Source organism: Nocardioides ganghwensis (assembly GCF_014779655.1).
GTDB classification, from domain to species: domain Bacteria; phylum Actinomycetota; class Actinomycetes; order Propionibacteriales; family Nocardioidaceae; genus Nocardioides; species Nocardioides ganghwensis.
This window is the reverse complement of sequence record NZ_JACXYX010000017.1, coordinates 1-23,243: the sequence shown is the minus strand read 5'-3', so window position 1 is coordinate 23,243 and position 23,243 is coordinate 1. Positions and strand designations below refer to the sequence as shown.

Below are 23,243 nucleotides of genomic sequence, written 5' to 3'. Positions count from 1 at the left end.
CCAGACTCCATCGCGGTCGTCTCGGCCGTCTTCGCCCGACTTGGGTAAGGAACCACCTCCGGCTCGATGCGATGCTCCGAACACAGCACGAGAGCCGCCCCGACGGGTGTCGGGGCGGCTCTCGTCAAGAGGGCTGTGCGCAGTGGAGCTGCGGGGAATCGAACCCCGGTCCTCGAGCGCCGAACCAGGTCTTCTCCGGGTGCAGTCAGTGATGTCGCTTTTCTCGGCCCCGGCGCTCGCACAGACACGTCGCCGACAGGCCCAGTCAGGATTGAGTCCCGGCCACCCCTCCGGACAGAGAGTGACCAGCAAGTCTCCTAGATGAGGCCTGGGTCCGGGACGGAGACGGGTGCCCGGTCAGACCCTTCGATCACTGCTCAGGCAGCGAGAGCGAAGTCGTTGCGATTGGTGTCGGCAACTATGGATTTCCAGCGATCGTTTACGAGATGACGCTGGCTTCTCGACCCGCTTCCCCTGGAACTAGCGTCCCAAGTCGAAACCGATCAGCCCCTCTTGTGTTGTCAAGCAAGCCGGAGCTTGCTCCTCCAGCCTACTGGTCCCAACCGACGACCGGCGAACGCTATTCCTCGTTCGGGTCCGCGGCCGGGTCTGCGGCCGGGTCGGAGGCCGGCGTGGGACGCAGCGGCTCGGCGTGCCACTCACCGTCGTCGAGGCGCCAGACCTGGCTGTCCGCACCCACCTCGAGACCGCGCGGCAGCGGCGTACGGTCGTAGTCCAGCCCGGCAGCGGTCACGGCCTTGGAGTGGCGCGTCCACGCCGAGCGGTACTCGTGCTCGATCTCCGCCTTCTGCTCGGGCGTCGCGTCGCGGGGGGTGGCCATCAGCTCGGAGGGCGCCTCCGGCTCGGCCGGCTCGACCTCGCCGGTGGGGGTGATCGCGATCGTCCGCTCGTTGGTCATCCGGTGCCCCGCCCGCACGAGCAGCGTGTCGTCGTCGCGCCAGCGGAACCGTACGGACCACCCGTGCCCCGTGAGGGACCCGTCGCGGTGGCCCGCGACCGCCGCGTCGGGGAGGAAGAGGCCCCACGTCGAGAAGTAGTCGGCGAACGCGGCCTGCTGCGCGGTCGGCCCGGCCTCGTCGGTCCCGTCCGCGGTGTCCTCAGCCGCGGCGGTCGCCTCGTGGAGGCGTACGCGGGTGATGCGGTGGCCGTCGAGCCCGACCACCTCGAGCGGGCGGTCCTCGACCATCACCCGGTCGCCGAGCTCGGCCATCCGGGCGAGGCGGTGCAGGACGTAGCCCGCGACCGTCTCGTAGGGCCCGTCGTCGAGCTCGACCCCGGTGCGCTCACCGAACTCCTCGATCGTCACACCGGCGTCGACGGTCGTCGGGTCGGCGGACGCGGCGATCTCGGCGTCCTTGTCGTACTCGTCGTGGATCTCGCCGACCAGCTCCTCCATCAGGTCCTCGAGCGTGACGATGCCGTCGGTGCCGCCGTACTCGTCGACGACCAGCGCGATGTGCGCGCCGAGGCTGCGCAGCTGGTCGATGGACGGCAGCACCCGGTTGGTGCGCGGGAGCACGGGCAGGTCGCGGGTGATCTCGGCGACGGTCGTCGACCGGTCGTCGGCCCGGCCCAGCACGTCGCGCAGGTGCAGGTAGCCGAGGATCTCGTCGAACGACTCCCCCGTCACCGGGTAGCGGGTGTAGGGCTGCTCGACGATGACCGCGACCGCCTCCGCGAGGGTGAGGTCACCGCTCAGGAAGACGACGTCGCCGCGGGGCTTCATCACCTCGCTGAGCGACCGGTCGCCCGCCTCGAAGACGTCGTCGACGAGCCTGCGCTCGCCCTCCGGGATGTCCTCGTGGCCCGAGATCATCATCCGCAGCTCCTCCTCGTCGACCTCGTCGTTGGCGGCGTCGGGGTTGCCGCCCAGCAGGCGGACGAGGAGATTGGTGGAGAGCGAGAGCAGCCAGATGACCGGGGTCATGACGCGTGCGAACTGCCCCAGCGGTGGGGCGAACAGCTTGGCGACGCCCACCGAGCGCTGGAGCGCGAGCCGCTTGGGGACGAGCTCGCCGAGGACGAGGGAGAGGTACGACACGACGAGGGTCGTCGCGACCAGGGAGACCGTCTCGGGGGCCGGGGCGCCGAGGCGCTCGAAGACCGGCGCGAAGGACGGCGCCAGCGTCGAGGCGCCGAACGCGGCCGAGAAGAAGCCCGCCACCGTGACGCCGATCTGCACCGCGGAGAGGAACCGGTTGGGGTCGCGGGCGAGCGAGGCGACCGCGTGCCCACGGCCTCCCTGGGTCTCCAGCCGGTCGACCTGGCCGGAGCGCAGCGACACCAGCGCGATCTCGGTCGCCGCGAACACACCGCCCACCAGGATGAACGCGAGGACGAGCAGGACGTCGATCCAGGTACCGGCTTCCACGAGCGACAACCTACCGACCCGGACCTACCCGGGGGTCACGAGCGCAGGCCGGTGTCCACACCCTCCGGGCGACCCCCCCCTCAGGTCTCAGAGACCTCCACGACGAACTCTTCCACGGCACCCGGCGCGTCGACCGGATAGACCTCGACGGTGTGCGGTCCGACGACGCGCGGCATCGCTCGACCGTCCCCGCGCGCCTCCGCAGATGCCTCGACGACGAAGACGGTGTCGCCCTCCGGATCCAGGAGACGGAGCTCGTAGTCGTCGTCGTCGTCGTTCTCCAGCACCACCGCGACGGCCTCGCCTGCTTCGGCGACGAGCTCCGGCGAGGCCTGCACCAGACCGTCCGGGGACACCCTGAACCGCAGCGTCGGTGGGTTCATGGGCACATCGTTCTCCGCCCGCTCGCCCAAGGGAGCCGCGTCGCTCGCGCCTTCCTGCCCGCACGCAGACAGCGGTCCTGATACGACGAGGCACAGGATCAGGACCACGAGGGACCTCGAACGGTTCGGCCGTGATCTGTCCACTCGCATCTTCCGTGGCGCGCGTGGGCGACTCGTACCTCGCCTGACGTCGTTGGTGGGCACGGGGTGACTCACTCCCTTCGGTTGGCTACCCCTCCACCGTGCGACGCGACACGTTGCCGGACAAGGGCCGCCCGCACGACTCGTGACCAAGCGTGATCCGATGGTTACGTGGGCGTGACCTTCGGGGCGCTGACACACCACTGTTCAGGCCAGCAGGCTCGCCGAGTTCGACCAGCAGACCGCCCGCAGCCACTCCTCCCCCAGCTCGAGCCGCTCGAGCGCCTCGAGCTGCACGGCGTACGGGTAGGGGATGTTGGGGAAGTCGCTGCCGAGGTGGACCTTGCCGACCAGGCCGAGGTCGCGCAGCCGCGGCAGCAGCTCGCGGGGGTAGGCGCCGCCCATGTCCTCGAAGAAGGGCGTGAACGTCATCGTCGTGTCGAGCCCGACCCGCTCGTACGTCTCGGCGAGCCGGAGGAACTCGGCGTACTCCGGCGTACCGGCGTGCGCGATGACCAGCCGCAGCCGCGGGTGCCGGGCGAGGAGGTCGGCGACAGGGCCCGGGCCGGTGTGCTCGGTCGCGACCGGGCCGCTGCCGGCGTGCAGCACCACGGGCGTGCCGGCGTCGGCGACCACTCCCCATGCCTCGTCGAGCAGGGGGTCGGTCACGTCGAACGCACCGACCTGGACGTGGACCTTCCAGACCTCCACCGTCTCGGTGCGCGTCGAGACGTACGCCGCCACGCCGGGCTCGGGGAAGAAGGTGCCGCACACCGCCGCCTCGGGCACCCGCGCGGCGAACCCGGCGGCCCACTCGTTGAGGAACTCCGCCATGTCGGGCTTGTGGGCGTAGGGCAGCGCGGTGAAGCGGCGTACGCCGAAGGAACGCAGCGTCTCGACCAGGACGTCGTCGGTGTCGCGGTAGTGCAGCGGCCAGGGCCGCCCGATCAACGGGCCGGCCGCGTCGAACTGGGCGCGGACCTTGGCCATCACCCGCGGCGGCAGGAAGTGGGTGTGCAGGTCGGCCAGGCCGGGGATCCCGAGGTCCTCGGCGAAGGCGCGCGGATCCGTCACGCGCTCAGTCCCGCGTTCAATCCCGCGTTCAATCCCGCGCTCAGTCCCGCGCTCAATCCCGGTGGCCCTTGAGCCTCCGCTGGACGGCCTCGACCTTCTCGCGGTTGGCCGTGCGCTCGGCGAGCGTGTGGCGCTTGTCGTAGGACTTCTTGCCCTTCGCCAGCGCGATCTCGACCTTGGCGCGACCGTCCTTGAAGTAGAGCGCGAGCGGGACGAGCGTGTAGCCCTTGTCGGTGATCTTGCGCTCGATCTTGTCGATCTCGGAGCGGTTGAGCAGCAGCTTGCGGCGACGGCGGGCGGCGTGGTTGGTCCACGTTCCCTGGCTGTACTCGGGGATGTGCACGCCGAGCAGCCACGCCTCGCCGTTGTCGATCTCGGCGAACCCGTCGACGAGGGACGCGCGACCCTGCCGCAGCGACTTCACCTCGGTGCCCATCAGGACGAGCCCGGCCTCCCAGGTGTCCTCGATGTGGTAGTCGTGGCGCGCCTTCTTGTTCTGCGCGACCATCTTCTGGCCCTGCTCCTTCGCCATCCCCCCATCCTCTCAGGCGGGCCCAGCGAGGTGCACGGAGGTTTCGAGGTGCGCTGCGTCAGAGCCAGTTCATCGGGTCGACGGCCTGGCCGTTGGCCATCACGGTGAAGTGCAGGTGGCAGCCGGTGGACCAGCCGGTGCTGCCCTCGAAGCCGATGACCTGGCCCTCCGCCACCTGGGCGCCGACCCCGACGTTGTAGCCGCTGGCGTGGTTGTAGATCGTCGCGACGCCCTTGCCGCCGAGGACGCCGTGGTCGATGACGAGGCGGTGGCCGTACACCCCGCTGTAGTAGGACGACACGACCCGGCCGGGCGCGGCCGCGCGGAGAGGGGTGCCGCAGCCGCCGCCGAAGTCGACGCCGTCGTGCAGGCCCCAGTAACGGTAGATCGGGTGCGTGCGGTAGCCGAAGGGCGAGGTGACGTAGCCGTCGACGGGGTAGGCGAGCAGGCCGGGGGTCGGCGTACCGGCCTGCGCCCGGGCCTGGGCCCGCTGCCGGCGCAGCGCGGCGAGGGCACGCTTGCGCAGCATCTCCTCGATCCGCTGCTGCTCCCTCTCGAGCTTGCGGAGCTTGGCGAGGTCCTTGGCGCGGGCCTCGCTCGCGCCCACGCGGGCGTCGCGGCGCTCGATCACGAGCGAGACGACGGAGTCCTTGGCCTCCTGCTGCTCGGCCTCGAGCTCCTGCATCAGCACGAGGTGCTCGGCGGCGGCCTCGCGCTTGGCCGCGACGGCGTCGCGGGCCGCGGCGACCTGGTCCTCCCGGACCTGGAGCAGCACCTCGGAGGCCTTCAGCTCGTCGTACTCGCGCGCCTCCTGCCCGACGACCACGTCCCGTACGCCGTCGCGTCGGGTCAGCTCCTCGGTGGACTCGGCCCCGAGGAGGGACGCGAAGGCGATCAGCTCGGGGTCACCCTCGGAGTACATGTCGGCCACGGTCCGCGCGACCTTCGCGCGCTGGGCGTCGCGGTCGACCTGCCCCTGCGCGAGGGCAGCCTCGGCCTCGGCGAGCTCCTGCTCGGCGGACGCGAGCTCGGCCTGCATCTGGGCGTCGCGCTCCTGGGCGACCTCGACCTTGCCGCGCGCCGTGGCGAGCCTGGTCTTGGCGAGGGAGAGCTGCTCCTGGGCGGCGGCGAGGCGCGCGCTGGCCTTGCGCAGCTGGGCGCTGGACTCGTCGAGGTCCTGGTGCGCGCCCTTGAGCTCGCGCTCGACCTTGTTCTTCTTGTCCTTGAGGTCATCGGCATGTGCTGCGGACGCGCCCAGTGCCATGACCGCGACGAGAGCTGCGGCCATGCGGCGGTGAGCGGTACGGGGGAAGGGACGCACCGGGGGAAGCCTTTGCGTTGGGGAAGCGGGGAAGGAGCGCCTCCCCGGACGCGTGGCCTGGAGGAGACGCGACGACGCTAACCCGCCGGGATCACACTTTGAGGTATTTGCGCGTCAACACGAGTGTCGGGAGCAGGGTCAGCACCGGACCCAGGATCGCGACGGCGCCGAGGGCCACCCTGAACTCCGGCCACCCGATCCACGGGACGAAGCGCAGGTTGGTCGCCAGGTCCCCGATCGCGAACTGGAGGAAGGCCGCCAGCGCTCCGCCCGCCAGCGCCACGCTGACGAGGGCGGTGACGAGCGCCTCGAGGAGGAACGGCAGCGCGATGTAGAGCGTGGAGGCACCGACGAGCCGCATGATGCCGATCTCCTTGCGGCGCGCGAAGGCCGCGAGGCGGATCGTGTTGGCGACCAGCAGGAGCGCGGCCAGCACGAGCAGGCCGGCGGTGCCGAGGGCGTAGGTGCGCATCTTGGTGATCGTGGTGAGGATCGGCCCGACCTGCTCGCGCAGGTCGCGGACGCGGGAGACGCCGTCGAGTCCCTGGACGGCGCTGGTGATGCCCTCGTACTGCTCGGGGTCCTCGAGGGTGATCCAGATCGTCTGCGGCATGTCCTCGGCGGTCAGGGCCGGGTTGTCGCCGGAGAAGAGCTCCTCGCCGTAGAGCTCCTTGGCCTTCTCCAGCGCGACCTCGCCGGACTCGAAGCGATAGCTCGCGACCTCCGGGTTCTCCTCGACGACCGCCTCGATCTCGGCCTTCTGCGCGTCGGTCACCGGGTTGGGGCACACCGGGTTGGAGTCGTTGAGCCGGCACAGGTAGACGGTGATCTGGAGCTGGTTGCCGAAGTGGTCGGCCGCGCGGGTGGCCTGCTGCTGGAACATCAGGCCGATGCCGACGAGCGTCAGCGAGACGACGAGGGTGAGGATCACCGCCAGGTGCATCGTCAGGTTGCGTCGCAGGCCCTGGCCGAGCTCGGAGTAGACGTAGCGCAGCTGCATGGAGGAGGGGTCTCGATTCGTTCGGGGGTGCGGGTCGGGTCAGTTCTGGTGGCCGTAGACGCCCTGCGCCTGGTCGCGCACGACGTGGCCGTTCTCGAGCTCGATGACGCGCTTGCGCATCTGGTCCACGATGCCGGAGTCGTGGGTGGCCATCACCACGGTCGTGCCGGTGCGGTTGATGCGGTCGAGGAGCTTCATGATCCCGACCGACGTGGTCGGGTCGAGGTTGCCGGTGGGCTCGTCGGCGATGAGGATCATCGGCCGGTTGACGAAGGCGCGGGCCACCGCGACGCGCTGCTGCTCGCCGCCGGAGAGCTCGTCGGGCATCCGGTCGCCCTTGCCGCTGAGCCCGACCATCTCGAGCGTCTCGGGGACGAGGTCCTTGATCTCCTTGCGCGACTTGCCGATCACCTGGAGCGCGAAGGCGACGTTCTCGGTGACGGTCTTGTTGGGCAGCAGGCGGAAGTCCTGGAAGACGGTGCCGATGTCGCGACGCAGCCGCGGCACCTTCCAGCTCGCGAGGCGGTTGATCTCCTTGCCGGCGACGTAGACCCGGCCCGAGGTGGGGCGGTACTCGCGGAGCACGAGGCGCAGGAAGGTGGACTTGCCCGACCCCGATGAGCCCACGAGGAAGACGAACTCCCCCTTCTCGACGTCGACCGAGATGTTGTCGAGCGCCGGGTGGGGGTGCCCCGGGTAGCTCTTGGTCACCTTCTCGAAGCGAATCACGGCGTCGAGGCTACGTGAGGGGTGGCCGCGATCAGGAGTCGCGGAGCCACTCGAGGCGTCGGCGTACGTCGTCCCACGACGACATCCGGCTCAGGCGTCGACCTTCTCGGCTCCCCGGCGCCAGCGGATGCCGGCCTCCATGAAGTCGTCGAGGTCGCCGTCGAAGACGGCGCTGGGGTTGCCGGACTCGTGACCGGTCCGCAGGTCCTTGACGATCTGGTAGGGGTTGAGGACGTAGTTGCGCATCTGGTCGCCCCAGCTGGCGGCGACGTCGCCCTTGAGGTCCTTCTTGAGCGCGGCTTCCTCTTCCTTCTTCTTCGCCAGCAGCTTTGCCTTGAGCACGACCATCGCCGACGCCTTGTTCTGCAGCTGCGACTTCTCGTTCTGGCAGGACACGACGATGCCGGTCGGGATGTGCGTCAGGCGGACCGCGGAGTCGGTCGTGTTGACCGACTGGCCGCCCGGACCACCGGAGCGGAAGACGTCGGTACGGATGTCGTTCTCGTCGACCTCGATCTCGTCGGTCTGCTCGAGCACCGGGACCACCTCGACGGCGGCGAAGGACGTCTGGCGACGGCCCTGGTTGTCGAACGGGCTGATCCGCACCAGGCGGTGCGTGCCCGCCTCGACGGACAGGGTGCCGTAGGCGTACGGGGCGTGGATGGCGAACTCGGCGGACTTGATGCCCGCCTCCTCGGCGTAGGACACGTCGTAGACCTCGACGCCGTACTTGTGCTGCTCGGCCCAGCGCGTGTACATCCGCATGAGCATCTCGGCGAAGTCGGCGGCGTCGACGCCACCGGCGCCCGAGCGGATCGTGACGATGGCCTCGCGCTCGTCGTACTCGCCCGAGAGCAGGGTGCGGATCTCGAGCGACTCCACGGACTTCTTGATCCGGGCCAGCTCGCGCTCGGAGTCGGCGAGGGAGTCGGCGTCGCCCTCGTCCTGCGCCATCTCCACCATCAGGCCGAGGTCCTCGATGCGGGACTCGAGGCTGGTGTAGCGGTCCATCTCGCCCTGGAGGGCGGACAGCCGGCCGGTGATCCGGGTCGCGCTGGCGACGTCGTCCCAGAGGTCGGGTGCGGCGACCTGCTCGCCGAGGTCGGCGATCTCGCCGCGCATCTTGTCGAGGTCGAGGACCTGACCGATGGTCTTCATGGTCGCCTGGAGCTGCTTGATCTCTTGGTCGAAGTCGATGCCTGCCACAAGAGCCAACAGTACGGCTCGCGCGGGAAAGGTGTCGAAAGAGCGGGCACGACAGCAGCGGCGAGCACTCCCGGGGGCCTGTAACCCCGGTCGTGCCCGCCGCTGCCGGACTGGGTGCGCGTCAGCGCGTGCAGAGCACCTCCGGCGTGGCCACCGCGGCGACCGCGGCCGGCGTGGCGGTGGTGGAGAGGTCCAGCTTGAGGCGGAAGACGTCCGTGACGTCGAGGACCTCGTCGGCGACGATCGTGCCGACCGCGAGCGGGTGCGCGGCGAGCACGGCACCGTCGGCGGTCACCGTGACGGCACCGCTGGAGCCGGTGGCCGAGCCGTCGGTGAGGGCGTACGTCGCGCGCAGCTCGGTGCACTTGCGGCCGAGCGTGTACTCGATCGACGACGGCGTGCCCGACGTGGTGGTCGCGAGGCTCGAGGCGTAGCCCTCGGCGCCGATGTAGACGTAGGCGGGCGTCAGGTTGACGCTCGGACCGGCAGGCCGGTTGATGAGCTTCTCCCAGCGGTAGACCTGGACCTCGACGGGCTTGCTGAAGCCCTTCTCGATGCCGCGGCTGCCCGGCTTGAGCACGCGGTACTCACGCGCGCCCGGCGTCGACGGCTTGTCCTTGAGGACGTACGTGCCGTTGCGCTTGATCTTGGCCTTGGCGGTGACCTTCCAGGTCTTCTTGTTGCCGACGCGCTGCTGGAGGACGACCTTCTCGCCGGCCGCCTTGGGCGTGACGCGGCCGCGGACCTTGACGGTGTCCTCCTTGGCGACGGCGACGTCGAGGTTGGCCTTGGCGGTGACCTTGTAGGCACGCGCGGGGGCGGCCTGGGTCGGCGCGGTGAGCGCCAGCGAGCCGGCGGCGAGGGCCACCGTGGCGGCAAGTGCGGTGATGCGGTTCATGGTTCTTCCCCGTCATGTGGGCCCGGGTGCGGGCCGTTCACGAGGGAGACTACGAGTGCGCCGGAAAAGTTGTCGGCAGGCCCCCGAGGACCCGCCGACGTGGTGTGCGAGGTGTCGTCAGGGCAGGTAGAGCACCTCGGGGTTGCCGACCGCGACCCGGCCGGCCGGGGTGGCCGTCGCGCTCATGTCGAACCGCACGCGGAAGGCGTCGGTCAGGTCGACGACGTGGTCCTTGGTGATGGTGCCCGTCGTCAGCGCGTGGGTCACCACACGCACCCCGTCGACGAGGACCGTGACCGAGCCCGAGGCGCCGGTGGCTGAGTCGTCGGTCAGCGCGTAGGTCGCTCGCAGGGCGCGCACCTTCCTGCCAAGGGTGTACTCCACGTAGCCTGGCGTGCCCGCCGTACGCAGCAGGACGCTGTTGTAGTAAGGCTCGGTGCCGAAGGTGGTGCCGTAGTCGAGGGAGACTCCCGAGTTGGCACCGGCGGGCCACCACGTCAGGGGCGTCCAGCCCCACACCTCGAGCCGGAGCTCGCGGCTCGTCCCGGACTTCATCCCGTCCGAAGCCGGCTTGACGACGCGGTAGTACCGCACGCCCGCCTTGCTGGGCTCGTCCTTCAGCACGAACCTGCCACTCGACTTGATCGTGGCGGTGCCGGACTTCCTCCAGCGCTTCGACGCCTCGGGCCGCTGCTGCAGGAGCACCTTCTGGCCGGCCGCCTTCGGCTTGACCTTGCCGGTGATGCGGACGGTGTCCTCACCTGCGACCACCTCGGTCCGATTGATCGACGCCACGACCTTGTAGGCCGGGGCCGCGGACTGGCGCGCCCCGACGTCCGGGGCGGGTGAGGCAGGGGCGATCGGCGTCAGCGACGCGAACACCACGGCGGTGGCCGCGGCGCAGGCGACGCGGGCGATGCGATTCATGACGAGCTCCCTTCTGGTGCGCGCCACAGCGGGTCCGCGACGCGCTCGTGCTGCATCACCAGCCTCCGCCACCACGGCGCGTCCGTGATGGGCCGTAGGGCCCGACCTCCCCGGGATCTTCGTCGTGGGTCAGCGCAGGAGCGCGCCCGCGTGCGGCGGCACCGACGCGACGCCGCCCCGTACGCCGACTCCCGCCGGCGTCTCGAACAGCAGCTCGCGGTCGCCGACCTGCACCTCCGCGGGCTCCTCGCCCGTGTTGACCACCACCAGCAGGTCGCCGCGACGCATCGTGAAGACCCGGCCGTCGACGGCGCAGGAGACCGACCCGAACGACGGGTCGGTGAGCTGCGGCAGCTCCCGGCGCAGCCGGCCGAGCCGGCGGTAGCAGTCGAGCACCACCGCATGGCGTCCTCGCGAGCGCTCGTCCCAGTCGAGGCGGGAGCGGTGGAAGGTCTCGGGGTCCTGCGGGTCGAGGACCTCGTCGGGGTCCCAGCCCATCTTCTCGAACTCCGCGATCCGACCCTCGGCCGTCGCCTTCCCGAGCTCGGGCTCGGGGTGGGAGGTGAAGAAGGCGAACGGCGTCGAGGCCGCCCACTCCTCCCCCATGAACAGCATCGGGGTGAACGGACCGGCCAGGGTGAGCAGCGCGGCGCTGGCGAGCTGGTCGTCGTCGAGGTGCTCGGCGAGCCGGTCGCCGCGGGCACGGTTGCCGACCTGGTCGTGGTTCTGGTTGGCGACCACGAGCCGCCACGTCGGCATGTGCGCGGTGTCGACGGGCTTGCCGTGGTCGCGATCGCGGAACGAGGAGAAGGTCCCGTCGTGGAAGAAGCCCTTCTCGCAGACCTTGGCCAGCGCCTCGAGCGGCTCGAAGTCGGCGTAGTAGCCCGTGGTCTCACCGCTCAGCGCGACGTGCACGGCGTGGTGGAAGTCGTCGCTCCACTGGGCGTCCAGCCCGTACCCGCCGGCCTCGCGCGGGCGTACGAGCGTGGTGTCGTTGAGGTCGGACTCCGCGATCAGCGTCAGCGGGCGGCGCAGGTGGGCCGAGAGCGCGGCGGTCTCGATCGCCATCTCCTCGAGGAGGTGGACCTCCGAGGTGTCGCTGAGCGCGTGCACCGCGTCGAGGCGCAGGGCGTCGACGTGGAAGTCCTCGAACCACATCCGCACGTTGTCGAGGATGTAGCGGCGCACCTCGGCCGATCCCTCGCCGTCGAGGTTGACCAGGTCGCCCCAGGTGTTGCGGCCGGCCTTGAGGTAGGGCCCGAACAGCGGCAGGTAGTTGCCCGACGGGCCGAGGTGGTTGTGCACGACGTCCTGCACGACCCCGAGTCCCTTGGCGTGGCAGGCGTCGACGAAGCGGCGGTAGGCGTCCGGGCCGCCGTACGGCTCGGCGACGGCGAACCAGGCGACGCCGTCGTAGCCCCAGTTGTGGGTGCCGTTGAAGGCGTTGACCGGCATCACCTCGACGAGGTCGACGCCGAGGTCGACGAGGTGGTCGAGCCGGTCGATCGCGGAGTCGAGGGTGCCCCCGGGCGTGAACGTGCCGACGTGCAGCTCGTAGACGACCGACCCGGCCAGCTGGCGGCCGGTCCACGAGGCGTCGCCCCACTCGTACGCCGTGGTGTCGCGCCGCGAGAGACCGTGCACGCCGTCCGGCTGGCGGCGTGAGCGCGGGTCGGGGCGCGGGGCCGGGTCGTCGTCGAGGAGGTAGCCGTAGTCGAGCCGGCCGTCGTCCGCGGGCAGCGGCTCGGCGGGAGTCCACCAGCCGTCGTCGCCGCGGACCATCTCGACGACCTCGCTGCCGAGCTGCAGGCGGACGCGCTGGGGCCGCGGCGCCCAGACGTCGTAGGGACCACGCATCGTGATCAGTCCTTCCTCACCAGCAGGGCGACCGGGTGCGCGGCGAGCAGGTCGGCGAGCCGGCCGTCGGTGTCGAGCCCGGTGAGCAGGTCGTGCCAGCGCCCCTCGGGCAGGTCGAGGACGGTGTCGCCCCAGCCGCCGGCCGCGGCGAGCCCGACGGGCAGGCGGGTGGCGACGGTGATCGCGCCGCCCCGGTCGAAGGCGACCGCGTGGCCCGCGGTCGCCCCGGTGGCGCGCACGGGGGCGTACGTCGTGAAGAGGTCGGGCCGCTCGCGGCGCAGCGTGAGCGCGGTGCAGGTGACGTGCAGCTTGGTCGCGGCGTCGTCCTCGGCGGTCCCGGCGAGCACGGCGGCGCGGTGGTCGAAGTCGACCGGGCGCCGGTTGTCGGGGTCGACGAGCGAGGTCTCCCAGAGCTCGCTGCCCTGGTAGACGTCCGGGACGCCCGGCATGGTGATCGCGAGCAGCTTGGCGGCCAGCGAGTTGGCCTGGGCGGGCGCGTCGATCCGGGTGGCCAGGTCGGTCAGCACCGCCTGCACGTCCTCGGAGTCGAAGACCGCGTCGACCGCCGCGTGCACCTGCGACTCGTACGCCTCGTCGGGCTCGGTCCACGTCGTGCGGTCGCCGGCCTCGCGCATCGCCTTCTCGGCATACCCGTGCAGGCGGTCGCGCAGGTCGGGCAGGTGGTCGGGCGTCCACGCGCCGAGCACCGCCTGCCACAGCAGCGAGCCGAAGCCCTCGTCGGGCACGGGCGCCAGCCGCAGCAGCTCGCCGAGTGCCTGCTCCCAGTGCCCCGGCTCCTCGGCCAGCACGGTGATGCGGGCGCGGACGTCCTCGCCGCGCTTGGTGTCGTGGGTCGACAGCGTCACCATCGCGTCGGGCCAGTCGCGCTGCCGGGCGGCCATCGCGTCGTGGAACTCGTCGACGCCGATCGCGAAGATCGACGGGTCCCCGCCGACCTCGTTGAGCGAGGTGAGCCGCGACCAGCGGTAGAACGAGCAGTCCTCCACGCCCTTGGCCATCACCATGCCCGAGGTCTGCTGGAAGCGGCGGGCCGGCTGGCTCCACTCGTCGTGCAGCAGCGGCTCGAGCACGGCGTACGTGTCGGCGAGGTCCGGACGGTGCTCCCGCGCGCGGGCGAAGGCCTGGTCGAGGTGCTCGCGGCCCTCGGGGAGGTAGGAGCGGTAGACGGGGAAGCAGGCGAGGAGCTCGGCGACCGCGTCGGCGACGGCGTCCTCGTCGGCGGTCTCCTCGCGCGAGTCGAGCACGCGCTCCACCTCGCGGGTGATCCGCAGGACCTCGGAGTGCAGGATCCCGTCGGCGACGGCGCGCTTGTTGTCGTGGACCATCTGCTCCCAGTCCACCGGGGTGCCGCGCAGCCGGTCCTCCAGCGCGGTCAGCGGGGCCTCGCCGGCCGGGTCGGTCAGCACGCGGTCGATGTGCGCGAGCGCGTCGTAGCCCGTCGTGCCCGACGTCGCCCACTCGGTCGGCAGGTCCTCGCCGGGCTCGAGGATCTTCTCGACGAGCACGTAGGCGCCGCCGGTGAGGGCGGCGAGGTCATCGAGGTAGCGCTTGGGGTCGCGCAGGCCGTCGGGGTGGTCGACGCGCAGCCCGTCGACCAGGCCCTCGTCGAACCACCGCTTGATCTCGACGTGCGTCTCGGCGAACACCTCGGGGTCCTCGACCCGTACGGCGGCGAGGGTGTTGACCGCGAAGAACCGGCGGTAGTTGAGGTCGTCGTCGGCCGCGCGCCAGCTGACCAGCTCGTAGTGCTGCTCCTCGAGCGTCGAGGTGCCGGGAGCCAGCGGGAAGCGCTGGTCGTGGTAGCGGACCTCGCCCTCCCCCGTGCGTGACCGGACGATACGGATCGAGCCCTCGTCGTCGTCCCCGATCACCGGGATCAGGATGCGGCCGTCGCCGGCGGCCCAGTCGACGTCGAAGGCGGTCGCGTGCTCAGACTCGCGACCGAGCTTGAGGACGTCCCACCACCACGGGTCTTCCGACGGCGTGGCGACGCCGACGTGGTTGGGGACGATGTCGACCAGCACCCCCATGCCGAGGCGGCGCGCCTCGGCGGAGAGGGCGGCGAGGCCCTCCTCGCCGCCGCGCTCGGGGTCGACGTGGTCGAAGGCGACCACGTCGTAGCCGTGCGTGCTGCCCGGCTCGGAGGCCAGCAACGGCGAGAGGTAGACCCAGTCGACGCCGAGGTCGTGCAGGTAGGGCAGCACCCGCGCCGCGGCGTACAGGTCGAAGTCGGGGCTGACCTGGAGGCGGTAGGTGCTGACAGGCGTACGGCGGTCCGGCAGGTGGGTGTCGGTCACGACACGTCCGTACCCGAGCGGGCCGCGAGTGATGCCGCGACCGAGTGGTCGGGACTGGTCTCGGGCTCGGCGTGCTCGCGCAGCACGACGAGGCTGTGCGTGTCGAGGTCGAACGTGCCTCCGGCCTCGAGCGTCGGGTCGGCGTCGGGGTTGCCGCTGGTGTCGATGACGACGTCCCAGGCCGCGGCGTACTCCTCGGTCGGCAGGGTCACCCGCGCCGGGCCGTCGGCGTTGAAGTAGAGCAGGAAGTGGTCGTCGGTGATGGCGCCGCCGCGGGCGTCCTTGCCGGCGATGCCGTGGCCGTTGAGGTACATCCCGATGGCCTTGCCGCCCTCCCAGTCGCCGTCCTCCATCGGCTCGCCGTCGAGGTCGAGCCAGACGATGTCGTTGAGGCGCTCACCGTCGCCCGTACGCACGGTGTTGCCGGTGAAGAACCGCTTGCGCCGGAAGGTCGGGTGGTCGGCGCGCAGCTTGGCGACCGCCGCGGTGAACTCGATGAGCGGCTTGTCGGCGTCGTCCCAGTGCACCCAGCTGATCTCGCTGTCCTGGGCGTAGGTGTTGTTGTTGCCGTGCTGGGTGCGGCTCAGCTCGTCGCCGTGGAGCAGCATCGGCACGCCCTGGCTCAGCAGCAGCGTCGCGATGAAGTTGCGCTGCTCGCGCGCCCGCGCGCCGAGGATCTCGGGGTCCTCGGTCGGGCCCTCGACGCCGTGGTTCCACGAGCGGTTGTGGCTCTCGCCGTCGTTGTTGTCCTCGCCGTTGGCCTCGTTGTGCTTCTCGTTGTAGGACACGAGGTCGCGCAGCGTGAAGCCGTCGTGGGCGGTGACGAAGTTGATGCTGGCGAAGGGCCGGCGACCCGAGTGCTCGTAGAGGTCGGAGGAGCCCGCCAGTCGCGAGGCGAACTCGCCCAGCGACGGCTCGCCGCGCCAGAAGTCGCGCACGGTGTCGCGGTAGGCGCCGTTCCACTCGGTCCACTGCGGCGGGAAGCCGCCGACCTGGTAGCCGCCGGGGCCGATGTCCCAGGGCTCGGCGATCAGCTTGACCTGGCTGACGACCGGGTCCTGCTGCACCATCTCGAAGAAGGTCGAGAGCTTGTCGACGTCGTAGAACTCGCGGGCCAGCGTGGCGGCGAGGTCGAAGCGGAAGCCGTCGACGTGCATCTCGGTGACCCAGTAGCGCAGCGAGTCCATGATCAGCTGGACCGAGTGCGGGTGGCGCACGTTGAGGGTGTTGCCGGTGCCGGTGTAGTCCATGTAGTAGCGCTGGTCGTCCTCGACGAGGCGGTAGTAGGCCGCGTTGTCGATGCCCTTGAAGCTCAGCGTCGGGCCGAGGTGGTTGCCCTCGGCGGTGTGGTTGTAGACCACGTCGAGGATGACCTCGATGCCGGCGGCGTGCATCGCCTTGACCATCGCCTTGAACTCCTGGACCTGCTGGCCCTGCTGGCTCGTCGCGTAGTCGGCGTGCGGGGCGAGGAAGGCCAGGGTGTTGTAGCCCCAGTAGTTGCGCAGGCCCTGGTCGAGCAGGGTCGAGTCCTGCACGAACTGGTGCACCGGCATCAGCTCGATCGCGGTGACGCCGAGCTTCTTGAGGTGCGCGGTGATCGACGGGTGCGCCAGGCCGGCGTACGTCCCGCGCTGCTCCTCCGGCACGTCGGGGTGCAGCTGGGTGAGGCCCTTGACGTGCGCCTCGTAGATGAAGGACTCGTTGTAGGGGATGGCGGGGCGGCGGTCGCCCTCCCAGTCGAAGAACGGGTTGATGACGACGCCGTGCGTCATGTGCGCGGCGGAGTCCTCGTCGTTGCGGGAGTCCTCGTCGCCGAAGTCGTAGGCGAACAGCGACTGGTCCCAGTCGATCTCGCCGGCCGTTGCCTTGGCGTAGGGGTCGAGGAGCAGCTTGTTGGGGTTGCAGCGCAGGCCCTGCGTCGGGTCCCACGGGCCGTGGACGCGGTAGCCGTAGCGCTGGCCGGGCTGCACGGTCGGGATGTAGCAGTGCCACACGTAGGCGTCGACCTCGGTGACCTCGAGCTTCGTCTCCACGAATGCGCCGGGGTTGTCCGGGTCGGGGTCGAACAGGCACAGCTCGACGCGCTCGGCCACCTCGCTGAAGAGCGCGAAGTTGGTGCCGGTGCCGTCGAAGGTGGCGCCCAGGGGGTAGGCCGTGCCGGGCCAGGTCTCGGTCATGCCATGACGCTACCGGCGACCCGCCCGTAGTCCCCCATGCCTCATCTCATCGGGTGGGAGGCGGTGGCGACCGTCACGTGGGGGTGCGGCGCTGCTCGGGTCGCTGCCGCAGCGTCATACGAACCGGCACCCATGAGTGCTGATCGGCATGACGCTGGGCGGGTCGCTGCCGCAGTGTCATACGAAGCGAGACCCATGGGTGCTGATCGGTATGACGCTCGCGGGGACGGCGACCACGTACGGCGGTCACTCGCCGGGCTGGACCGTGACGGCCGCGGTGCTGCTGGCGCCGACCATCGGGTCGCTCGGCGATCCGGGGATCTTCAGGGGCAGCTCGAGCGGCGCGCTGAGCCGTACGGTGACCGAGCGGTTGACCGGGTCGACGCGCACGCCGACGTCGATGCCGGGGTACTTGGCAGGGGCGCCGGAGCGTACGAGGTAGTCGCGGACCGCGGCCTCGACGGCGGCCTCCTGCTGGGTGAGTCGCTCGCCGTCGAGGCCCTGCTCGTAGATGCCGGCCGAGCCGAGGTCGGCGCCGTAGAGGGCGGCACCGTCGGCGAGGTTGTCGAGGCCCTGGCGCTGGAGGTACGCGGCGGAGGCGTCGATGACGACCACGATCGCCATCAGCAGGATGCTCGCGAAGCCGATGATCAGCAGCGTCACCTGGCCCTGCTCGTCGCGCCTCATCGCTCGCCGTCCTCGGGCGCACTCTCGACGTACTGGCCGATCGGCACCGTGTGGGTGGCGTGCAGGGAGAAGCTCGCCGCGCCCTTGTCGAAGATCGACGGGAAGAACGGCAGGTCGACCCCGGACTCGACGCGGACGGTGATGACCGACGTGCCGACGTGGCAGTTGTCGCCGGGGGCGTCGCACGTGACGGTCACCTTCGCCTCCTGTCCGGGGGTGCCCTGGTCGGCGAGGACCTGGCGCACGACGGCGTCGGCACGTGCCGCGCCGGTCGCGTCGTCGGGGGCGAGGGCGTACGCCCGGCCTGCCGCGCGAGCGGCGGCGCTCGTGGCGAACGCGCCCTGCTGGACCTCGAAGACCGAGATCACGATCCAGATCAGCGGGACCAGCAGGATGATCGCGAGCCAGCTGAGCTCGACGAGCGCGGACCCCTCGTCGTCACGGCGGCGACTCACGGCGTGGCCCCCGCCGCCTGCTCGGCGATCGCGTGGCCCTCGACCCGGACCTGTACGCCTCCCAACGCCTTCAACCCGAGCAGCCCGATGTCGGCCTCGACCACCGCTTCGTAGCCGGGTGCTCCCCCCACGATCGTCGGCCGGACCGTGACGGAGCGGACGAAGTCCCCCGAGAGCGCCCCGTCGACGAGCTCGTCGACCTTGGCCTGGCCGGCGGGCGCGGACGAGCCCGCGACCGCCGCGTGGCGAGCGCCCTCAGCCGCTGCAGAGGCGATCGTGTTGCGCACGTGGAGCACCAGCGCGAGCTGGAGGATGCCGACCACCAGCGGGAGCAGGACCAGCAGCACCAGGACGAAGTCGACCACCGCTGACCCGCGCTCGTCGGCACGAGCGGGACGCGACACGTCCTTTAGCCGCTCACCATCGAGAACGCCCGCTCGAGGAGTCCTCGCAGCTCGTCGCCGACGAAGGGCGTCAGGCCGGCGACGACGATCGCGGTCATCAGGGTGACCATCACCCAGCCGGGCACGTCACCGCGGTCGTCGCGCGGACGTGCCATCAGGCGCAGCAGGGGTCCCGAGATGGACGGAGGCATGGTGTGTCCTTTCGTTGGATGAGTCAGGGCGTGGTGAGGCGGAGCCCGAGCACGCCCGGGTAGAAGGCGAACAGGATGGTCACCGGCAGCACGAAGAACACGACGGGCGCCATCATCGCGATCTCCTTGCGTGCGGCGGTCTCGATGAGCAGGCGTCGACCGGCTTCGCGCACGTCGGCGGCCTGGGCGTGCAGGACGTCGGCGAGCGGGGTGCCGCGCTCCATGGCGACGGTGATGCCGGTGGCGAAGCGCGCCACGATCGGCAGGCCGGTGGTGCGGGCGAGGGACTCGAACGCGACGCCCACCGGCTCGCCGGTGCGGATCCGGGCCAGGACCTGGCCGAGGTCGTCGGACAGCGCGCCGTGGCTGCGCCGCACCACGCGGTCCAGCGCCGAGACGGGGCTCTCCCCCGCGGCGACGGAGAGTGCCAGCAGCTCGGCGACCGTCGGGAACTCGGTGAGGACCTGCCGCTCGCGGTTCTTCACCTGGGTGCTGAGCCTGTTGTCGCGCAGGAGGACGCCGCTCACGAAGCCCAGGACGCAGAACACCAGGCCCGAGCCGACTCCGCCGACGCCGCCGAGCGCGCGGAGCAGGACGAGCGCCGCGGTGGCGCCGAAGCCGACCAGGCCCCACACGACCTGCTCGATGCGGAAGTCCTGCACCGTGCGGTCGAGACCGGCACGCTCCAGCCGACGGCGTACGGACGAGCTGCCGCCCAGCACCCGCTCGACGAGGTCGGCCGCCTGCCGCAGCACCGGGCCGAAGATCCCTGCGGCGGCCGACGTGGGGGTGGACGCGGCCGGCCGCACGACCCGGGTCTCGTCGAGTCGTGGCACGTCGCGCACGTAGGGCAGCACGCGCAGCGACAGCTGCGGGCGCCGCAGGACGCTGATCCGCAGCGCGACGAGGAGCACGCCCGCTCCTGCCACCGCGCCCAGCAGGCCGCCCCAGACGGCGGTGCTCACGACAGGATCCGCTTCTCGACGGGGAGCCGGCCGATCCGCATCATCGCGGCGTAGGCGAGGACGCAGACCGCGAAGCCGATGCCCAGCACGATGATCCCTCCCGGCGAGGCGTACTGCCGGATGGCGGTGGTCTGGAACGACATCAGCAGCAGCACGATCCACGGCGCCGAGACCGCGAGGCGGGCGCCGTTGACCGTCCAGGCCTGGCGGGACTCGAGCTCGGACCGGGTGCGGGCGTCGTCGCGCAGGAAGCCGGACAGGTTGCGCAGCAGCCGGCCGAGGTCGCCGCCGCCGACCTCGCGAGCCAGGCGCAGGCCCTCGATGACGCGGTCCCCCACCGGGTCGGCCAGCCGGTCCTTGAGGCGGTCGAGGCACTCGCCGAAGCGTCCGGTGACCTGGTAGTCGACGGCGAACTGGGCGAAGTCGGACCGCAGCGCCTCGGGTCCGGTGGTGCCGAGAGCCGCGACCGCGTCCGGCAGGGACAACCCGGCGCGTACGGCGCTGGCGAGGTTGTCGACCGCCTCGGGCCAGACCTCCGCGAAGTCGCGCAACCGCCGCGCAGCCCGCTGGCGCAGCACCGCGATCGGCAGGTAGGCCGCCATCGCGGCGAAGACGAACGCGACGGGGACCGTCCGCGACACGGCCTGCACGAGCGCGAAGGCCACAGCGAAGAGCACCGCACACAGCGATACCACGCTGGCGGAGGTCACGTCGGACAGCCCGGCCCGGCCGAGCAGGCGGCCCAGTGCCGTGGACGTCGGCGTCGCGGACCTCGGCTGCCGGGGCAGCGCGAAGGCAGACCAGATCAGCAGCAGGCCGACGCCCACTCCGAGGCCGACGAGCGCTCCCATCAGCGACCCGCCCTGTCGTCGGCGAGCGCGTCGGTGGCCAGGACCTGGTGGATGTCGATGCCGACCCGCTCGAACCGCTCGAGGCGCGCCGGCACTCCCCCGGTCCTGCGCAGCTCGGAGCCGTGGCGGACGAAGATCGGCTCGACCTCGATCACGTCGGCCTCGACGCGCCCCGGCACGGACACGATCTCGTTGACGCGGCGTACGCCGTCGGCGCCGAGACCGAGGTGCACCACGAGGTCGACGCTCGTGGCCACGGTGGGCACCACGAACCTGGCCGAGATGTTGTCGCCCGCGAGCAGCGGCAGCGTGCACATCTTGACCAGCGCCTCGCGCGCGCTGTTGGCGTGGAGCGTGCACATGCCCGGCAGGCCGGAGTTGAGGGCGAGGAGCAGGTCGAGGCACTCGGCGGCGCGGACCTCGCCGACCAGGATGCGGCTCGGGCGCATCCGCAGCGCCTCCTTGACCAGGTCGCGCAGCACGATCGCGCCGGTCTGCTCGAGGCCCGCCTGCCGGGTCTGCATCGCCACCCAGTCCGGGTGGCTGATGCGCAGCTCGAAGACCTCTTCGGCGCTGACCACCCGCTCGCCGCCGGGAACGGCGGCGGCGAGGCAGTTGAGCATCGTGGTCTTGCCCGCCTGCGTGCCGCCTGCGACGAGGACGTTGAGGCCTGCCCGGACCGACGCCTCGAGGAACCGAGCTGCCTGCGGTGTCAGGCTGCCGAGTGCGACGAGGTCGGAGAGGCGGTGGGCGCGGAGCAGGAACTTCCGGATGTTGACGGCCGTGAAGCCGCGTGTGATCCCCTCGAGCACGACGTGGAGTCGGTGGCCCTCGGGCAGCATCGCGTCGACGAACGGCGTGGAGATGTCGAGCCGGCGCCCGCTCGACTTGAGCATCCGCTCGACGAGCTCGTTGACCTGGGCGGCGTCGAGGCGCAGGTTGGTCAGCTCGTGGCGGCCGCGGCGCGCGATGAAGACCCGGCTCGGGTCGTTGATCCAGATCTCCTCGACCTCGGGGTCGTCGAGGAAGGGCTGGAGCGGGCCGAAGCCGGAGACCCGGGCCACTAGCTCGCCGACCATGGCGCCGTCGTCGGCGATCGGCGCGACGGCACCGGTGAGGCTGAGGTCGTCGTGGTCGCGTACGACGTCCTCGGCGATCCGGCGCACGACGAGCACCTCGCGCTGCGGGTCGACGCCCTCGCGGCGGACCCGCTCGCGCACCTGCGCGTCGAGCCGCTCGACCAGGTCGTCGTGGGCAGCGTCAGGGACGGACGGTCGCTCGACGCGATCAACTGCCATGGTGCTGCACCTGCTTCCCCGAGAACGTGCACCGTCACGCTACCCAGCGCGGAGCGACCGGAAACAGGGCCGAGGCAAGGTTGTGGACAACCCTCAGCGGGTGAGCTCCGGCCTCCCCACGACGAGCTCGGCCGTCACCCGATGCAGACGCTCAGCACCGTCGTGAGCTGACAGTGGGGAGCCGGCCCGGTTCGGACCGGTGTCGTCCTCAGCCCACACGGACGCGGCGGCTCATGAGCAGCCGGTCGTTGACCCCCTCGCGCAGGGCGTCGTCGGTGTTCCGGAAGAAGTCTGCGTCGGACTCGGACTCCGATTCCGTGGTGAAGGCGGCCGCCACCTGCACCCAGCGCGGGTCACCGAGGCAGCGGCGGGGCAGCGTCACCGAGACCTTGTCGGTGTCCGGGTCGAGGGTCGCCGACTGGCCCGAGCACCTGACGTGCTCGTGGGAGGGCGTGGCGACGATGGAGGGCGCGTCGAACACGCGCGCCCGGAAGGCCGACGCCCACACCTCGAACCGGCGACCCTCCGCGGTCCTGACGTACAACTCGACCGTGCGCGTGCCGCGCACGCTGTCCTGGACCCTCATCGAGATCCGCAGCTCGTGCGGGGCGTGGGTGATCGTCAGCCGACGGACGTCGGTGCTGACGTCGTCGGGCAGCTCGGTCGTGGTCTTCACGCTCTCGTAGTCCCAGGTGAGCTGGACGACGTCGCCCGTGGCGTCGCGGTGGGTCCACTGCTCGGCCGCTGCAGCCGTCGGGACGACGGCGACGACCACCACCCCGAGGCCGACGAGGGTGCGAGCAAGGACGGTGGCGGTGCGCATGGAGTGCCTTCCCGGAGGTGTTGAGCGTCCGGAGAGGCTACGTGCCTTCTGCGCTGAGGGATGTGGACCTGACTCGACAGACCCTTCGCGGGTTGTGGGATCGCTACCGGATACCAGTCCGGTCACGCCCGGTCAGGATGGGCCCGCGGCACGGCACCGACCTGCGGCACGACTGCATGGGCTCCCGAGCGCACGCCGCACGTGCGTAACTGAAAACCGGCCCACGTAGGCGAAGAACCAACCAAGGCCGACACGGACAGGGGGGCTTGGCGCTTGAACAAGCGGGGAGAGCTCCGGCCACTCCCCGCGGCGTCCGAGGCTTCGGTCTGATGCCCGTGCGCTCCTCGCACGCGGCCGGCGCGATACTCGGTCCGAAGCCCTAGTTGTACCCGGCCATCAGGTTGGTAGCAGTCGGCTGATCGGCGGCTTGCCCTTGAGTGAGCTGTGGCGGCGTTCAGTGTTGTAGTACTCGAGCCAAGGGGCAAGTGCAGCGGTGCGGTCGTCGTTGCTGGTGAAGACTTGGCGGTAGGCCCACTCGGTCGCCAGGGTTCGGTTCAGCCTCTCCACCTTCCCGTTCTGCCATGGGCAGTGAGGGCGGATGAACTTCTGCCTGA

The 23,243-nt window shown here is 71.0% G+C and carries 22 protein-coding genes and 1 other RNA gene; all 23 read right to left on the bottom strand.

The genetic code is table 11. From position 1 onward, the window contains the following. Nucleotides 1-140: 140 nt before the first annotated feature. Nucleotides 141-511, bottom strand: a transfer-messenger RNA (tmRNA) gene (ssrA, locus tag IEZ24_RS17595). A gap of 69 nt (nucleotides 512-580) precedes the next feature. Beyond that, on the bottom strand, nucleotides 581-2,392 hold the full coding sequence (locus IEZ24_RS17590) for a hemolysin family protein (protein ID WP_207206880.1): 1,812 nt from the start codon (nucleotides 2,390-2,392) through the stop codon (nucleotides 581-583). A gap of 80 nt (nucleotides 2,393-2,472) precedes the next feature. Then, nucleotides 2,473-2,883 carry a hypothetical protein gene (locus IEZ24_RS17585; RefSeq protein WP_129456107.1) on the bottom strand — a complete coding sequence of 137 codons (411 nt, stop codon included), beginning with the start codon at nucleotides 2,881-2,883 and terminating at the stop codon, nucleotides 2,473-2,475. A gap of 240 nt (nucleotides 2,884-3,123) precedes the next feature. Further along, nucleotides 3,124-3,990 (bottom strand): amidohydrolase family protein, encoded by an 867-nt coding sequence (locus tag IEZ24_RS17580; protein ID WP_242498553.1) that lies wholly within the window; start codon nucleotides 3,988-3,990, stop codon nucleotides 3,124-3,126. A gap of 52 nt (nucleotides 3,991-4,042) precedes the next feature. Next, a complete protein-coding gene (gene smpB, locus IEZ24_RS17575; protein WP_056908505.1) occupies nucleotides 4,043-4,522 on the bottom strand; it encodes an SsrA-binding protein SmpB in 480 nt (159 codons plus the stop codon). Nucleotides 4,523-4,580: 58 nt separating this feature from the next. After that, nucleotides 4,581-5,810, bottom strand: coding sequence for a M23 family metallopeptidase (locus tag IEZ24_RS17570; RefSeq protein WP_129456109.1), 1,230 nt, complete (start codon nucleotides 5,808-5,810; stop codon nucleotides 4,581-4,583). Between the two features lie 124 nt (nucleotides 5,811-5,934). Continuing rightward, nucleotides 5,935-6,843 carry a permease-like cell division protein FtsX gene (ftsX, locus tag IEZ24_RS17565; RefSeq protein ID WP_129456110.1) on the bottom strand — a complete coding sequence of 303 codons (909 nt, stop codon included), beginning with the start codon at nucleotides 6,841-6,843 and terminating at the stop codon, nucleotides 5,935-5,937. Nucleotides 6,844-6,882: 39 nt separating this feature from the next. Further along, on the bottom strand, nucleotides 6,883-7,572 hold the full coding sequence (ftsE, locus tag IEZ24_RS17560) for a cell division ATP-binding protein FtsE (protein WP_129456111.1): 690 nt from the start codon (nucleotides 7,570-7,572) through the stop codon (nucleotides 6,883-6,885). 90 nt (nucleotides 7,573-7,662) lie between these two features. Continuing rightward, a complete protein-coding gene (gene prfB / locus IEZ24_RS17555) occupies nucleotides 7,663-8,778 on the bottom strand; it encodes a peptide chain release factor 2 (protein WP_129456112.1) in 1,116 nt (371 codons plus the stop codon). Between the two features lie 121 nt (nucleotides 8,779-8,899). Continuing rightward, a complete protein-coding gene (locus tag IEZ24_RS17550; protein WP_129456113.1) occupies nucleotides 8,900-9,676 on the bottom strand; it encodes a hypothetical protein in 777 nt (258 codons plus the stop codon). A gap of 117 nt (nucleotides 9,677-9,793) precedes the next feature. After that, a complete protein-coding gene (locus tag IEZ24_RS17545) occupies nucleotides 9,794-10,603 on the bottom strand; it encodes a hypothetical protein (RefSeq protein ID WP_129456114.1) in 810 nt (269 codons plus the stop codon). Nucleotides 10,604-10,732: 129 nt separating this feature from the next. Then, nucleotides 10,733-12,460 carry a malto-oligosyltrehalose trehalohydrolase gene (gene treZ, locus IEZ24_RS17540; protein ID WP_129456115.1) on the bottom strand — a complete coding sequence of 576 codons (1,728 nt, stop codon included), beginning with the start codon at nucleotides 12,458-12,460 and terminating at the stop codon, nucleotides 10,733-10,735. Nucleotides 12,461-12,465: 5 nt separating this feature from the next. After that, nucleotides 12,466-14,778, bottom strand: coding sequence for a malto-oligosyltrehalose synthase (treY, locus tag IEZ24_RS17535; RefSeq protein ID WP_242498554.1), 2,313 nt, complete (start codon nucleotides 14,776-14,778; stop codon nucleotides 12,466-12,468). After that, the gene (gene glgX, locus IEZ24_RS17530; protein WP_129456116.1) at nucleotides 14,775-16,955 is read right to left on the bottom strand and encodes a glycogen debranching protein GlgX; all 2,181 of its coding nucleotides are present in this window, start codon (nucleotides 16,953-16,955) and stop codon (nucleotides 14,775-14,777) included. Before glgX ends, treY begins: the two co-directional genes overlap by 4 nt. A gap of 246 nt (nucleotides 16,956-17,201) precedes the next feature. After that, complete coding sequence (locus tag IEZ24_RS17525) at nucleotides 17,202-17,642, bottom strand: TadE/TadG family type IV pilus assembly protein (RefSeq protein WP_129456117.1); 441 nt, start codon at nucleotides 17,640-17,642, stop codon at nucleotides 17,202-17,204. Continuing rightward, the gene (locus IEZ24_RS17520; RefSeq protein ID WP_129456118.1) at nucleotides 17,639-18,097 is read right to left on the bottom strand and encodes a hypothetical protein; all 459 of its coding nucleotides are present in this window, start codon (nucleotides 18,095-18,097) and stop codon (nucleotides 17,639-17,641) included. The genes IEZ24_RS17525 and IEZ24_RS17520 overlap by 4 nt, the downstream gene beginning before the upstream one ends. Then, entirely contained in the window at nucleotides 18,094-18,501 is a 408-nt protein-coding gene (locus tag IEZ24_RS17515; protein WP_165356142.1) for a TadE/TadG family type IV pilus assembly protein, read from the bottom strand. The genes IEZ24_RS17520 and IEZ24_RS17515 overlap by 4 nt, the downstream gene beginning before the upstream one ends. A gap of 5 nt (nucleotides 18,502-18,506) precedes the next feature. After that, complete coding sequence (locus tag IEZ24_RS17510; RefSeq protein WP_129456120.1) at nucleotides 18,507-18,692, bottom strand: hypothetical protein; 186 nt, start codon at nucleotides 18,690-18,692, stop codon at nucleotides 18,507-18,509. Between the two features lie 23 nt (nucleotides 18,693-18,715). Then, on the bottom strand, nucleotides 18,716-19,657 hold the full coding sequence (locus tag IEZ24_RS17505; RefSeq protein WP_129456121.1) for a type II secretion system F family protein: 942 nt from the start codon (nucleotides 19,655-19,657) through the stop codon (nucleotides 18,716-18,718). Next, nucleotides 19,654-20,508, bottom strand: a complete 855-nt coding sequence (locus tag IEZ24_RS17500; protein ID WP_129456122.1) for a type II secretion system F family protein — start codon at nucleotides 20,506-20,508, stop codon at nucleotides 19,654-19,656. Before IEZ24_RS17500 ends, IEZ24_RS17505 begins: the two co-directional genes overlap by 4 nt. Then, nucleotides 20,508-21,806 carry a CpaF family protein gene (locus IEZ24_RS17495; protein WP_129456123.1) on the bottom strand — a complete coding sequence of 433 codons (1,299 nt, stop codon included), beginning with the start codon at nucleotides 21,804-21,806 and terminating at the stop codon, nucleotides 20,508-20,510. The genes IEZ24_RS17500 and IEZ24_RS17495 overlap by 1 nt, the downstream gene beginning before the upstream one ends. A 208-nt stretch (nucleotides 21,807-22,014) precedes the next feature. Further along, nucleotides 22,015-22,629: a hypothetical protein gene (locus IEZ24_RS17490; RefSeq protein ID WP_129456124.1), complete on the bottom strand. Its 615-nt coding sequence runs from the start codon at nucleotides 22,627-22,629 to the stop codon at nucleotides 22,015-22,017. 396 nt (nucleotides 22,630-23,025) lie between these two features. Further along, nucleotides 23,026-23,243: integrase core domain-containing protein (locus IEZ24_RS17485; RefSeq protein ID WP_191192878.1), on the bottom strand; the 218-nt coding region annotated here is incomplete at its 5' end.

What these genes read in the sequence shown, in the direction of transcription:
- smpB (WP_056908505.1), bottom strand. Translation starts at nt 4,522, where the DNA reads ATGGCGAAGGAGCAGGGCCAGAAGATGGTCGCGCAGAACAAGAAGGCG.
- IEZ24_RS17570 (WP_129456109.1), bottom strand. Translation starts at nt 5,810, where the DNA reads ATGGCCGCAGCTCTCGTCGCGGTCATGGCACTGGGCGCGTCCGCAGCA.
- ftsX (WP_129456110.1), bottom strand. Translation starts at nt 6,843, where the DNA reads ATGCAGCTGCGCTACGTCTACTCCGAGCTCGGCCAGGGCCTGCGACGC.
- IEZ24_RS17550 (WP_129456113.1), bottom strand. Translation starts at nt 9,676, where the DNA reads ATGAACCGCATCACCGCACTTGCCGCCACGGTGGCCCTCGCCGCCGGC.
- IEZ24_RS17545 (WP_129456114.1), bottom strand. Translation starts at nt 10,603, where the DNA reads ATGAATCGCATCGCCCGCGTCGCCTGCGCCGCGGCCACCGCCGTGGTG.
- treZ (WP_129456115.1), bottom strand. Translation starts at nt 12,460, where the DNA reads ATGCGTGGTCCCTACGACGTCTGGGCGCCGCGGCCCCAGCGCGTCCGC.
- glgX (WP_129456116.1), bottom strand. Translation starts at nt 16,955, where the DNA reads ATGACCGAGACCTGGCCCGGCACGGCCTACCCCCTGGGCGCCACCTTC.
- IEZ24_RS17525 (WP_129456117.1), bottom strand. Translation starts at nt 17,642, where the DNA reads ATGAGGCGCGACGAGCAGGGCCAGGTGACGCTGCTGATCATCGGCTTC.
- IEZ24_RS17510 (WP_129456120.1), bottom strand. Translation starts at nt 18,692, where the DNA reads ATGCCTCCGTCCATCTCGGGACCCCTGCTGCGCCTGATGGCACGTCCG.
- IEZ24_RS17500 (WP_129456122.1), bottom strand. Translation starts at nt 20,508, where the DNA reads ATGGGAGCGCTCGTCGGCCTCGGAGTGGGCGTCGGCCTGCTGCTGATC.
- IEZ24_RS17495 (WP_129456123.1), bottom strand. Translation starts at nt 21,806, where the DNA reads ATGGCAGTTGATCGCGTCGAGCGACCGTCCGTCCCTGACGCTGCCCAC.
- IEZ24_RS17490 (WP_129456124.1), bottom strand. Translation starts at nt 22,629, where the DNA reads ATGCGCACCGCCACCGTCCTTGCTCGCACCCTCGTCGGCCTCGGGGTG.